Below are 12325 nucleotides of genomic sequence, written 5' to 3'. Positions count from 1 at the left end.
GGCTGCGGTCATGAGAAGACTCAGCCTGACCGTCGCCCTGGGCCTGTCCGCGCTGCTGGGCCTGACCGCCTGCGCCCCGTCGGACCTGCCGGCGACCGCCACCGAACTGGTCGCCTCGGTCGAGGCCGAGGCGCTCGCCGCGATGGGCGTCGCGCCCGACGACCTCGTCGCCGCCGAGAGCGAACTCGACGCGCTCGTGTCGCCCTCGCCCGGGACCAAGGACAAGCCGGCCGACCGCCTGCAGAACTGGCGCAAGCGCCACGCGCTGCGGGTCGCGCTGCGCCGCGACGTGCAGCACGGCGAGGCCGTCGTGGAGACGAAGAAGGGCCCCGTCACCGTACTCGTCCAGCGGGGCGTGGTCACCGCCGTCGACACGGAGTCGATCACCGTGAAGTCGGCGGACGGATTCACCCTGACCTGGAAGTACGGTGAGAAGCTGCGGGTCGTGGAGAAGCGGGCCACGATCCAGCCCACCGAGCTGAAGGCCGGTGCGCAGGTTGCCCTGGCCGGCCCCAAGGAGGGCGACACGCCGACCGCCCGGCTGATCGTCATTCCGCTCGCCCGCTGAGTCCCGCGTGATGAAGGGCACCTTCCTATACGTATACCGTTAAGAAGGTGCCCTTCCTTTTTGTCGGAGGGCGTTGACCTCGCCTGATGTGCGTGGATCCGGCACAAGGGCTAGACTCGGCCGGTCCAGCACGCGTCAGCAGCGGAGAGCCCTGTGAAGCTATCGATCCTCATGCCGGTCTACAACGAAGAGGCCCGGCTTGGCGAGGCGCTCAAGCAGGCACTCGCGGTCGACTACCCCTGCGAGATCGAGCTCGTCGTGGTCAACGACGGCAGCAAGGACCGCACCGCCGAGATCCTCGGCGACTGCGACGACCCGCGGCTGCAGGCCTTCCACCACGCGAAGAACGCCGGCAAGGGCGCGGCCATCCGCACCGCCGTCGAGTCCGCCACCGGTGACTACATGGTCATCCTGGACGCCGACCTGGAGTACGACCCGCGGGACATCCCCAAGCTGCTCGGCCCGGTGCTCGACGGCCGCGCCAAGGTCGTCTACGGCAACCGCAGCTTCGGCGGGCACGCCGCGTTCTCGTTCTGGTACGTGATGGGCAACAAGGGCGTCACCCTGTTCGCCAACGTGCTGTTCAACTCCTACATCGGCGATCTCGAGACCTGCTTCAAGCTGATGCCGCTGGAGCTCTACCGCTCGCTGAACGTCAAGTCCAAGGGCTTCGGCATGGAGGCGGAGGTCACCGGCAAGCTCCTGCGCCGCAAGAACCGGCCGTACGAGGTGCCGATCAGCTACACCGCCCGCACCCGCGAAGAGGGCAAGAAGATCACCGCGATGGACGGGATCGAGGCCCTGCTGATCCTCATGCGCGAGCGCCTGCGCCCGGTGCCGAAGGCCGCCCAGCAGTAACCAGCAGCACCTTGCCGACGTGCTCGTTGGCCGAGACGGTCCGCTGCGCGGCGGCCGCCTCGGTCAGCGGCAGCACCCGGTCCACCACCGGCCGGATCGCGCCCGACGCCAGCAGCGGCCACACGTCCTGCCGTACCCCCGCCACGATCGCGGCCTTCTCCGCCGCGGGCCGGGAGCGCAGCGCGGTCGCCGTGACGCTCGCCCGCTTGGCCAGCAGGGCACCCAGGTTGATCTCGGCCTTGGCGCCGCCCTGCAGGCCGATCACGACCAGCCGGCCGCCCGTCGCCAGCGCCTGCACGTTGCGCTCCAGGTAGGCCGCGCCGATGATGTCCAGGATCACGTCCGCCCCGACGCCCGAGAAGTCGTCGGCGGTGTAGTCCAGGCACTCGTCCGCGCCCAGCGCCCGCAGCTGCTCGTGCTTGGCCGCCCGTGCCGTGGTCACCACCCGCGCCCCCAGCGCCTTGGCGTACTGGATCGCGAACGTGCCGATCCCGCTGCCACCGCCGTGGATCAGCACCGTCTCCCCGGCCCGCAGCCCGGCGACCATGGTGAGGTTCGACCACACCGTGCACGCCACCTCCGGCAGCCCGCCCGCGGTGACCAGGTCGACCCCGTCCGGCAGCGGCAGCACGTGCGACGCGTCCACCGCCACCAGCTCCGCGTACCCGCCCCCGCCGAGCAGCGCGCACACCTCGTCGCCCGGCCGCCACGGCCCGGCCCCCTGCTCGATCACACCCGAGCACTCCAGGCCCGGGTACGGCGGCGCGCCCGGGGGCGGTGGGTAGACGCCGGCGACCTGCAGCAGGTCGGCCCGGTTGACCGCGGTGGCGGCGATCCGAATCAGCACGGCGCCCTCGCCGGGGACCGGATCGGGGACCTCTGACCAGGCAAGTTCACCCTTGGCGGGGATCGTCATCGCGTGCACCAGACCATCTTGCCCCGAGACCGGTCCGGGCGGGCGCGCGGCGCGTCTGGCACACTGGTCGTCGGCGATACGCCAGGAGGGTTCGCCTAGTGGCCGATGGCGGTGGTCTTGAAAACCACTAAGGCAGCGATGTCTTCAAGGGTTCGAATCCCTTACCCTCCGCCGAGAACCTGCGAAAATAAAGCTCAGGGCGGGTAGGAATCGATCTTCCTACCCGCCCTGAGCTGTCCGGGGCTCCTAGACGGGCTCAAGGACGAAGAACAGGAAACACATGAAGCGCCCGGAGCCCTTGTCGGGGGGAAGCAGCTCTGCCGGAGTGTCCGGAGCAGGGGGCGGCTCGCTGATCGTCTCGATGCGGAACCCGGCAGCGGCGAAAGCGTCCGACATGGCGTGCAGCGGCCTGTGCCACATGGTCAGCCACACGGTCTGGCCGTCCATCACGTAGTCCCAGGAGTACTTCGTGACCGCGAAGTAGTCGGCCTCGGGGTTGTCCATCGCATAGCCGGTGGGGTGCATGGTCGAGAAGATCAGGCGACCGCCTGGCTTCAGCACGCGACGCAGCTCGGTGAGCGGGCCAGACCAGTCCTCCAGGTAGTGCAGGACCAGGGACGCCACGACGACGTCGTACTCGGCATCGGCGAACGGCAGCGGCTCGCTCAAATCCGCCACGTGCAGGTCGGCGTCCTCGCCGAGCCGCCGGCGGGCCAGGTCGACCATGGCCGCGCTCCTGTCGAAGCCGGTGACCACGGCTCCTTTGTCGCGCAGCGCAGCCGTCAGCGGGCCGGAACCGCACCCGGCGTCGAGGATCCGGCGGCCCGAGACGTCGCCGGCGAGGCTGAGCACCGCGGGTCGCTCGTAGTAGGCGTTGAAGAGGCCGGACTCGTTCGACGCCGCGTAGGCGGCGGCAAAGTCGTCATAGTCGGTTGCTGTCACAGTGACCCCGTTTCCGTGAGAGACAAGGGTGCCTGTTTACCAAATCCGCGTGGGCGAGACGACGAGCCCCGGCTCTCCGGTCGTGCGGGCGAATCTCACCCGGTGCCGCCGAAGCCGCGGAAGGTGCGGTCCGGGGCCGCGGCGGCGGACCGGGACCAGTCGGTGAAGTCCATGTTCCCCAGTTCCAGATTGACGTGCAGGCCGTGCGACTCCCGGGGCAGGATGCGGAACTCGCGGCCGAACTCGGTCACCTCCTGGGCGTACTCGGGGTCCGAGTCCAGCGTGGCCACCGCCAGCAGCGGGCGCTCGGGATCGACCATGGTCACCTTGTCGGCCACGAAGACGACCGTCAGCGGGGTCTCGTCGCCGAGCAGCGCCAGCACGTCGTCGGCCGTGGCGCCGTCCCACGAGGGGTCGTCCACCAGATACTTCGGCATGTCGTCGACGTCCCAGTTCTCCCCGTCCCAGCCGTCCGGCAGGTCGTTCAGCTTGTTTACCATGTCCTGCCAGGCGGCCCCGTCGGAGTAGTCCGTGCGAACGAACACCGGGTGGAACTCGTTGCGGTCATCGAAGTCGGGCGGTAGCGATCTCATGCGTATGACAACGCGCGCTGCCTAGAAATCGTTCAGCCCGCCGGCTCTCGGCGTTCGCTCGGGCCTGGAGCCTCGTCGCCCCGGATGCGGGCGTGCAGGTGCATGTCGTGGCGGCCGTCGGAGTGCACGGCGTCGCTGCGCTTGGTGCCCTCCAGGGCGAAGCCGGCCTTGACCGCGACCCGGCAGGAGGCTTCGTTGCGGGTCGAGTGGTCCAGGTGCAGCCGGTGGAAGCCGGCCTCGCCGAGCGCCCATCCGCTCAGGGCGGTCAGGGCGCGGGAGGCCACGCCCGCCCCGCGGGCGGCCGGGAGCACCCAGTAGGCGCAGCCCGCGACGCCGTCGTCGAGATTCACCGACCCGATGGCCAGGCGCCCCAGCACCTCGCCGCCATCGCGGGTGACGGCCCAGCTCGCGCCGGTCTCCTGGGCCCAGGCCTGCCGGTACTGGTCGAACCATTCCCGGACCTGGCCTTCGGAGCGGGGCTGGCGGGTGTGCCAGTGCTGGATGGCGGGGTCCTGGTAAGCGCCGAGGAAGGCAGCGGCGTCCGCGTTCTCCCAGGGCCGCAGGAGCAGGCCGCCCGGGGCGGCGAGCAGCGGTTGCGGGTGGGCGGCGAGGGTTCCGGCGGGGATGGCGGGCGGGGTGGTGATCGTCCTCACGCCCCATCCTTTCGCGACGGCGTCGGCCCGTGTCAAGCGGGAGCCCCACCCCGCAGCGGCGGGGTGGGGCCGGCCCTTACATTGAGGAGGTGCGGCCCTCGGACCCAGGATGTTCGAGGGCCGCACCCGTTTCAGGCCGTCACACCGCGGCGAGCCGGCACGCCACGTCGGCTGTGGCCGGCGGGACGCTCAGCAGGGTGAGCTGCGTGGTGCAGACGGTGTACGACAGGTCGCCCAGGGTGCAGGCGAGCCCGAACTCGACCCCGCCGAACCCCTGCGCCGCCAGGTAGGCGCTGCAGTCGCCGGGGGTGGCGTGGGCCGGGGTGGCTGCGATCGCCGATGCTCCCGCGAACGCGACGGTGGCCGCGCCGATGACGGCGAGCCGCTTGCCGATGCCAAGCTTGCGCATCGTGACACCTCCATGACTAGGAGTGATAGGAGATGCCAACATATCGATTCGTTCGGAACGGCGATAGCTCCCGTCACCCCTTCGGATACGGAGTGAATCACCGGGGGAGAGCCGAAGATGACAGCTCACGCTGTTCATCTACATAGGAATCGAAGTCGTGCCGTGGTCATGGCGCACGGCGGAGCCGACTCGTGAGGCGGTGCGGCGGTCAGCGCAGGCAGCAGCCGGAGCAGACCTTCGGTTGCGGCAGGGTGAACGCCAGGCAGCAGGTGCGGCGATGGACCTCGGGCTCGCCGCCGTCGCCCACGCTGATGTCGACCAGGTCGCCGAGATCCAGCGCGTCGAGCAGCTGCTGCGCGGTGCTCGCCGCGGTCGAGCCGGGCAGGGCGGGCGCGCTGCGCAGCACCGCGTACGCGATGCCGGAGGCGACGGAGCCGAGCAGGGTGCGCCGGCCGACCTTGACCTCGGCGCGGATGCGCTCGGACAGCAGGTCGAGGTGCTGGTCGAGCAGGCTGGTGCGCAGCGTCTTGAGCAGCAGCGTCTCGTCGGGCACCACGGTGATGCCGGGCATGCCGGCGTGTGCCAGCGGGTCGTCGGGCAGCACCGCGACCTGGGGCGCGCGCAGGCCGACCTGCACCAGGGCCGCGCCCGGCTCGTCGCCCCCGAAGCGCAGCAGGGTGCGGTCGCTCTCGATGATCGGCACGCGGCGGGCGGCGGCCCAGCTGAGCACGGCCGGCATGGCGACCCAGTAGGTGTACGACTTCCAGGCGAGCGTCGCGGCGGCGTGCGGGGCCGCGCCCCAGCGCCGGACGGCGGTGTCGAACAGGGCGGGCAGCGCGGAACCGTCGAGCAACCGGGAGGCGGGTGTCCAGCCTTCGTCGTCGGTCACCAGCAGCGGGTCGGCGAGCCCGTGCACCGCGGAGAACCCAATGCGACGGCGAGTCGCACTGAGCGTGACGGTCAGGGGGCGCAGGGCGTCGGTCAGGACGAGAGGCGTGAGCGTACGCACTCGATCCTCACCGATCCTCTCCTGCACATGCACCAGCCAACACGGGGTTGACCTCACTGTACCGCGATAAGGCTAGGCTAACCAGACCAGGGTCAGTTTACTCACGCTGTGTCACTTCTGCGTCGGTTATGCGGACTCCCGCACCGCCTGGCCACTTGATCGCCTGTCAAGGTTTTTGTCAGGTAATCAGCAGTTCTCATTAACTGGTCCTCTGGCCACGAAGAATGAGGATTCACGACGAGCGGAGGAGGGGGCGAGGTGTGGCATGACCGAGCGGAGCGGGGCAGGGTCATGAGCGTTTCGCCGGTGGAACGTGCCGTCGAGGCGTTCGCCGCCGAGCTCGGCCGGTGGCGGATAGACCGCGGCATGACCAAGAAGCAGCTCGCAAGCAGGATGGGGTTCGATCCCTCGTACATCAGCCACATCGAGGGCCGAAGACATCGGCCGACCGAGGACTTCGCCCGCCGGGCCGAGGCCGTGCTCAACGCCGGCGGCGCGATCTGGCGGCGCTTCCAGGAGTACGAGGAGGCCAGGCAGGCCCGCGGACCGGCCACCCTGCTCACCAGGGAGCCCGCGGTGCCCACCCAGTGGCTGCCACCCGGCACGGGACTCGTCGTCGAGCTGGAGGAAGCCCAGCTGACCTACGTGGACGGCGACTACCACGTCATCGTGCGCCGCGCCCTCTACAACGCGGGCAACGAGCCGGTGACGCGCTACCTGATCCGGGTGGCGGTGGACCGCTATCCCGGCCAGCCGCAGCGCTCCAACGCCCACCACCGGGCGTACCCGCTCGGGCTGGACGAGCTGCACCTGGTGGCGTTCTGCGGCGAGCCCGGCGCGGCCGAGCCCATGGTGTGGCGGGCCAAGCAGGACCGCGACGCGTTCAAGGAGATCTGGCTGCTGTTCGAGAACGCCGACGGCCGCTTCCCGCTCTACCCGGGCGAGCGGACCACCGTGGAGTACCGCTACCGCGTCGACGAGCTGAAGTGGGGCACCTGGTTCGAGCGGGCGGTCCGGCTGCCCACGCGGCGGCTGGTGGTGCAGATGCGCTTCCCGGCCATGCTCGACCCGCAGGTGTGGGGCGTCGAGACGTCCATGGCGGCCGAGGAGGCCCCGCTGCGCACCCCGATCGTGCGCGAGCTGGAGGGCGACCGGGCCGTGTTCACCTGGCGCACCGAGGACCCGTCGCTGAACGCCCGGTTCCAGCTGCAGTGGCGCTTCCGCGCCGTCACCTCGGCCCCGCCCGTGGTCGCGGCGCACTGAGAAACGAAGAGGCCCGCCGGTCAGGCGGGCCTCCGCTCACGTACGCGGGCGCTCAGTGCTCGCTGAAGGCGTCGTACCGGATGCGGGTCTGCGGCACCTTCAGTTGCGACAGCGCGCGCAGCGTGCCGCGGACCATGTTCGGCGAGCCGGAGACGAAGAAGTCGTGCTCCATCCACGGGCCGAACCTCGCCAGCGCGTCGGCCACCGAGCCCTCCTCGCCGCCCCAGCCCGGGTCGTCGCTGCACACCGGCACGATGGACAGCCACGGGTAGGCGGCCGCCAGCTCCTGCAGCGAGGCCAGGTCGTACAGGTCGTCGCGGTTGCGGGCCCCGAAGAAGACGTGCACCCAGCGGGTGCGGTTGAACGTGGTCAGGTCCTCCAGCAGCGCCTTGATGGGGGACAGGCCGGTGCCGCCGGCGACGAAGACGATGTCGCGGGTCGACCGCCGGTCCAGCACCATCGAGCCCATCGGGGCGGCCAGCCGCACCAGGTCGCCGGCCTGCACCCGGCGCACCAGCGCGCCGGAGACCCAGCCCGCGCCCAGCGCCCGGACGTGGAAGTCCATCGTGTTGTCGGTGCGCGGCGCGTTGGCGACCGAGTAGGTGCGCCACACCCGCGGGTGGAACTTGGGCACCTCGACCGACAGGTACTGCCCCGCGCGGTACTCCAGCTGCTGGAACGGGCGCACGGTCAGCATCGCGATGTCGCTGGAGCGGCGCTCGTGCGAGACGACCTCCGCGTGCCACCAGGCCGGGTTGCTGTCGGCCGAGGCGCCCGCGAGCATCTTGCGCGCGATGACGTCGTACGCGTCCCGCCAGGCCTGGTCGTACTCGTAGGACCACTCGGGGCCCGCGAACGTGCGCATGGCCTCCAGCAGCGCCGCGCCGACCACCTCGTAGTGCTCGGGCACCACCTGGAATTTGCGGTGGTCCCGGCCGAGCGAGCGCAGATACTCGTCGAACCGGTCGGGATCGTCGACGGACTGCACGGCGGTCACGATCGCCCCCAGCAGCCGGGCGCGCTGCACGTCCATCGTCACCGGGAACATGTCCCGCACGCCCGGATTGTTGAGGAAGATCCGCGCGTAGAAGTAGCCGGCCACTTTGTCCTGTTGTTCCTCGACAAGTGTCCAGCTCTCTTTCAACAGCCGCTGAAGGTCGCTCACGTTCATAACGATGTCAACGCAGCGCGTTCGACCGTCGCACAGACTGTGCGACCCTGTTGTGTCATGGCTGCTGAAGAGCTCGTCCGGGGGATCTCCACCCCCACCCGCCCGGTCCTGCGCAACGAGGTCTGGTTGCTGCTCGGCGTCTCCCTCGGGCACTCCGCGGTGTGGTCGGGGCTGTCCCTCGTCGACAGACTGACCCGCCGGGTACCGCTGAACCAGCAGGCCTCCGAACTCAACGTCGCCCGCACCCCGGACCGTCCCTGGCTCGATCTGGCGTTCCAGCTCGCGGGTATCTTCTTCGCGCTGGTCCCGGCCCTGTTCGCGGCCCACCTGCTCAACCGCGGTCCCGGCTGGGACGGCCGCTTCGGGGCGCGCGGCCTGCTCGGACTCGACGGGACCCGCCGCGGCTTCGACGCCGGCTCCGGAGCGCTGCTGGCCGCCGTGATCGGCATCCCCGGGCTGGCCCTCTACGTGGCCGCGCGGGAGCTGGGCCTGAACACCACGGTCGTCGCCGAGGGCCTCGGGGAGGTGTGGTGGGCGCTGCCGGTGCTGCTGCTGGCCGCGGTGCAGAACGCGATCCTGGAGGAGGTGGTGGTCGTCGGCTACCTGATCACCCGGTTGCGCCAGCTGTCCTGGGGCGTGCCCGCGGTGATCGCGGCCAGCGCGCTGCTGCGCGGCGCGTACCACCTCTACCAGGGCTTCGGCGGGTTCGTCGGCAACGCGATCATGGGTGTGGTGTTCGCCCTGTTCTTCCTGCGCTACCGGCGCACCGGGCCGCTGATCGTCGCGCACTCCCTGCTCGACATCGTCGCCTTCGTCGGATACGCCCTGCTCGCCAGGCATCTCGACTGGATCTGAGCGATCTTCGCCGGTTCGGGGTAAGCATGGTGGCATGCGGACACTCGCGACCGTGCTCGCCCCGGTGCTGTCCGGCGCGGCCTACCTGCTGCTGATCCCGTGGGACCTGCGCAACCGGCCGGAGCATCCCGGCGAGCTGATCGAGACGACGCCGGTGCGCACCTGGGCGGTGGTGGTGTTCACGCTGGTGCTGCTGGCGCTGGGACTGTGGCTCGGCCGGTCGGGCGTGCCACCCTGGCAGTCGATGCCGCTGGCCGCCGGGGTGCCCTCGGTGCTGCTGCTGGTTTCGTACCTGACGCACCGTGCCCCGGACGCGAACCCGTGGCCGTTGGCGTGGGTCTGCTTCACCGTGCTGATGGCGGGCGGGGTGCTGCTCGCCGCGCTGGCCGGGCGGTACACCGCGCGATGACGAAGGCGGGGCCGGGACGTCTCCGTCCCGGCCCCGCCGTCATCGCAGGTGGTGCGCTCAGCTGAGCACGAACACCGTGTTGCCGCCCGCCGGGACGGAGACCGGGGTCGCGGTCGCCCGATCGGCGCCGCCCCACCAGGTCCAACCGTCGCTGCCGATCCAGCGGATCTTCACCGTCTGCGGGCCGAGCACCCGGAACGTCGCCCCCTCGGCGAAGTTCTGCTCGGTCCAGCCGACGCCGGAGATGTCGCCCGCGGCGGCGTTCTCGACCACGATGAAACCGTTGTCGAGCAGGCCCGGGATCTTGACGGTGATCAGGTTGCCCCGAGTCATCTTGTAGTCGTAGGTGGTGGTCTGGCCGGCCGTCACCGTGATCCGCTCGGAGATGAACCGGTTGCCGGTGCCGCCGCTCCACTGCGGAGCGTGGTCCAGCGCCTTGAACAGCAGCGGCCACTGGTACGGCCCGAGGAAGCCGATGGTGTACCGGCCGTCGGAGTCGAGCTCGACCGAGCCGAGCCCGCCGCCGATGTTGAAGGCCTCGTCGAGCACCCGGACCGAACCGTACTGGACGGAACCGGTCTTGGTGGTCACCTTGCCCGTGATCGTCCCGGCCTTGTCCATCTTGATGGTGGGCGCGGTGAAGGTCTGACCCGCGGTGAGGGTGAAGTCACGCGCCTGGCCCTGCAGGCCGGTGCCGCCGTTGGCGCCGAGCCACTGTGCGCCGTAGCCGGGAGCTTCGGCCGGGAAGGCGAACAGCTGCACCTTGCCCGGGTCCTCGGTCAGGGTGACCTTGCCGTCGGCCCCGGTCAGGTCGCCGCAACCGTCCGGCAGCGTCGGGTGGGCCGGCACGATCGTGATGACGCAGACGCCGGCCAGCGGCTGGCCGGTCGCCTTGTCCACGACCTTGGCGATCAGCTTGGCCTGCGGGGTCAGCAGGAGCGTGATCGAGGACTGCTGGCCCGCGGTGATGGTGACCGGGACGTCCGCCGACGCGTAGCCGGCGGCCCACGAGCGCACCAGGTAGTCCCCGGCCCGCAGGTCGGCGATGGTGGCCACGCCGTTGTCGGTGTCCGCCGAGTGGATGCCGACGTACACCGAGAACGTGTCGATGGTGGCTCCGGTGAGCGCGTTCTTGGCCGTCACCCGCAGGCTGCCGCTGGGCAGCTTGACGTCGTCGACCACGATGTTCTGGCCGGCCGTGACGGTGACCCGGTCGGCGGCGCCGAAGCTGGTCTTGCCGTGCGCCCACTGGTCGACGCCGTTCCCGCCGTCGAACCGCACCACGAACTGGGCGGCGGGCAGCTCGGGGAACGAGTAGCCGCCGTCGGCGTCCGTGGTCGTCGAGGCGTCCAGCCAGTTGCCGTCGGCGTACTGCAGGCCGACCTGCACGTCGGCCAGGCCGTTGCCGCCCGCCTCGGTGAAGTGCCCGGAGATCGAGCCGGTCGGCAGCAGCTGCTGGTTCACCGTGCGCACGCTGCCGGCCGTCACCGCGACGGCCCCGGCGGCCTGCTCGGTCCACACGTTCGGGTACCACTGCTGCAGGCCGGACTCGCGGGTCACGCGCACCCGCCAGTCGCCGACGAACACGCCGTCGATGAGGTACGCGCCGTCGGCGTCGGTGTACGTGTGCGGGCCGTAGTTGCCGTCGGTCCCGAACAGCTGGACCTCGGCGTTCGCGGCGGGCCCGCCGTCAGCGGCGGTGATCCGGCCGGCGATGCCGCCGGTCGGCAGTTTGGTGTCGTTCACGGTGACCGTCTGGCCGACGGCGACGTCGAAGAACGTGGCGTCGCCGTTGTCGCGCTTGCCGTACGCCCACTGGGAGGTGCCGTTGCCGAACTGGAACTGCACCTGGTAGCGGCCGGCGTGCACGCCGAGCGTGTAGTTGCCGTCCGAGGTCCAGACGGACGAGCTCAGGCCGGTCTCGCTCTGCGCGGTGACCCACGCGCTGAGCCCGTTGCCGTCGGCGTCGACCATGCGGCCGGTGATGCTGCCGTGCGGGAGCAGCGCCTCGTCGGCCGTGGTGACGCCCCCGGCGGTGACCGGGATCTGGGCCGCCTCGTCCCAGCTGCGGGCGTTGTGGGCGTACTGCTCCGGGTGGCCCGCGGCCTGGAACTGGACTACGTACGGGCCGGGCACCAGCCCGGTGATCTCGTACCGTCCGGTCGCGTCGGTGGTGGCCACGCCCCATCCGTCGCCCGAGGCGTAGACCTGGGCGTCGGCGACGGGCTGGCCGTTGTAGGTGAGGTGTCCGGTGATGGTGCCGGTGTCCGGGTCGGCGTGGGCAGGCGCGGACAACCCCATGGTGGCGATCGTCGCGGCGAGCAGCACGAGTCCGACCCGGCGCAGTGGTGTCCTGCGCATGTGGTCCTCGACTGGTGAGAAGGAGGGGATGAACACAGCGCGGGGAAGTCCCCGTGCGCGACACGGTATCCGTTTTGCTCAAGGCCGTGGGGGCACGGTATTCTTCTGCGTCGGTGGTCATCGGGGAAACCCGCGGACCGCCAAGGAGGCTTCGCCTAGTTCGGTCTATGGCGCCGCACTGCTAATGCGGTTGGGGTCTTAAAGCCCCTCCCGGGTTCGAATCCCGGAGCCTCCGCGCAGGACCACCTGAACGACCGGGAATCCGGCCGTGTATGCTGATCCCGCACCAAGCGCCCGTAGCTCAACGGATAGAGCATC

At 70.5% G+C, this 12325-nt stretch carries 12 protein-coding genes, 2 tRNA genes and 1 pseudogene; 7 read left to right on the top strand and 8 right to left on the bottom strand.

What is annotated here, in order from left to right; translation table 11 throughout:
- Positions 1 to 10 precede the first annotated feature (10 nt).
- Positions 11 to 568 (top strand): hypothetical protein, encoded by a 558-nt coding sequence (locus Cco03nite_RS10740; protein ID WP_203691827.1) that lies wholly within the window; start codon positions 11 to 13, stop codon positions 566 to 568.
- 153 nt (positions 569 to 721) lie between these two features.
- Positions 722 to 1426 carry a glycosyltransferase family 2 protein gene (locus tag Cco03nite_RS10735; protein ID WP_203691825.1) on the top strand — a complete coding sequence of 235 codons (705 nt, stop codon included), beginning with the start codon at positions 722 to 724 and terminating at the stop codon, positions 1424 to 1426.
- Here Cco03nite_RS10735 and Cco03nite_RS10730 read toward each other — a convergent pair.
- Positions 1380 to 2351 (bottom strand): NAD(P)H-quinone oxidoreductase, encoded by a 972-nt coding sequence (locus Cco03nite_RS10730; protein ID WP_373314226.1) that lies wholly within the window; start codon positions 2349 to 2351, stop codon positions 1380 to 1382. The two genes, Cco03nite_RS10735 and Cco03nite_RS10730, sit on opposite strands and share 47 nt — an antisense overlap.
- Positions 2352 to 2426: 75 nt before the next feature.
- Here Cco03nite_RS10730 and Cco03nite_RS10725 point away from each other — a divergent pair.
- Positions 2427 to 2513: transfer RNA gene (locus tag Cco03nite_RS10725), tRNA-Ser, on the top strand.
- Between the two features lie 75 nt (positions 2514 to 2588).
- Here the strand turns inward: Cco03nite_RS10725 and Cco03nite_RS10720 are convergent.
- From Cco03nite_RS10720 to Cco03nite_RS10700, 5 genes are all read right to left on the bottom strand, one after another.
- Positions 2589 to 3284 carry a class I SAM-dependent methyltransferase gene (locus Cco03nite_RS10720; RefSeq protein ID WP_203691821.1) on the bottom strand — a complete coding sequence of 232 codons (696 nt, stop codon included), beginning with the start codon at positions 3282 to 3284 and terminating at the stop codon, positions 2589 to 2591.
- Between the two features lie 95 nt (positions 3285 to 3379).
- On the bottom strand, positions 3380 to 3877 hold the full coding sequence (locus Cco03nite_RS10715; RefSeq protein WP_203691819.1) for a DUF6924 domain-containing protein: 498 nt from the start codon (positions 3875 to 3877) through the stop codon (positions 3380 to 3382).
- 32 nt (positions 3878 to 3909) lie between these two features.
- A complete protein-coding gene (locus Cco03nite_RS10710) occupies positions 3910 to 4530 on the bottom strand; it encodes a GNAT family N-acetyltransferase (RefSeq protein WP_203691817.1) in 621 nt (206 codons plus the stop codon).
- Positions 4531 to 4669: 139 nt separating this feature from the next.
- Entirely contained in the window at positions 4670 to 4939 is a 270-nt protein-coding gene (locus Cco03nite_RS10705) for a hypothetical protein (protein WP_203691815.1), read from the bottom strand.
- Positions 4940 to 5147: 208 nt separating this feature from the next.
- Positions 5148 to 5924, bottom strand: a complete 777-nt coding sequence (locus Cco03nite_RS10700) for a (2Fe-2S)-binding protein (protein ID WP_203692008.1) — start codon at positions 5922 to 5924, stop codon at positions 5148 to 5150.
- Positions 5925 to 6239: 315 nt separating this feature from the next.
- Here Cco03nite_RS10700 and Cco03nite_RS10695 point away from each other — a divergent pair.
- Positions 6240 to 7193, top strand: a pseudogene (locus tag Cco03nite_RS10695) (helix-turn-helix domain-containing protein); the annotation flags it as partial.
- Between the two features lie 70 nt (positions 7194 to 7263).
- Here the strand turns inward: Cco03nite_RS10695 and Cco03nite_RS10690 are convergent.
- Positions 7264 to 8376, bottom strand: a complete 1113-nt coding sequence (locus tag Cco03nite_RS10690; RefSeq protein WP_203691811.1) for a globin domain-containing protein — start codon at positions 8374 to 8376, stop codon at positions 7264 to 7266.
- Between the two features lie 63 nt (positions 8377 to 8439).
- Here Cco03nite_RS10690 and Cco03nite_RS10685 point away from each other — a divergent pair, with 63 nt between their 5' ends.
- Positions 8440 to 9237 carry a CPBP family intramembrane glutamic endopeptidase gene (locus Cco03nite_RS10685; protein WP_203691809.1) on the top strand — a complete coding sequence of 266 codons (798 nt, stop codon included), beginning with the start codon at positions 8440 to 8442 and terminating at the stop codon, positions 9235 to 9237.
- Between the two features lie 34 nt (positions 9238 to 9271).
- Positions 9272 to 9646, top strand: a complete 375-nt coding sequence (locus Cco03nite_RS10680; protein ID WP_203691807.1) for a hypothetical protein — start codon at positions 9272 to 9274, stop codon at positions 9644 to 9646.
- A 57-nt stretch (positions 9647 to 9703) separates the two neighbouring features.
- Here Cco03nite_RS10680 and Cco03nite_RS10675 read toward each other — a convergent pair whose 3' ends face one another.
- On the bottom strand, positions 9704 to 12007 hold the full coding sequence (locus tag Cco03nite_RS10675) for a carboxypeptidase-like regulatory domain-containing protein (protein WP_203691805.1): 2304 nt from the start codon (positions 12005 to 12007) through the stop codon (positions 9704 to 9706).
- A gap of 144 nt (positions 12008 to 12151) precedes the next feature.
- On the opposite strand from Cco03nite_RS10675, the gene Cco03nite_RS10670 reads away from it, so the two are divergent.
- A tRNA-Ser gene (locus tag Cco03nite_RS10670) sits at positions 12152 to 12242 on the top strand.
- The last annotated feature ends 83 nt before the right edge of the window (positions 12243 to 12325 follow it).

The organism is Catellatospora coxensis, from assembly GCF_016862635.1.
GTDB lineage: Bacteria > Actinomycetota > Actinomycetes > Mycobacteriales > Micromonosporaceae > Catellatospora > Catellatospora coxensis.
Note: the sequence above shows the minus strand (reverse complement) of the source record. Positions and strands in the feature narration are given on the sequence as shown.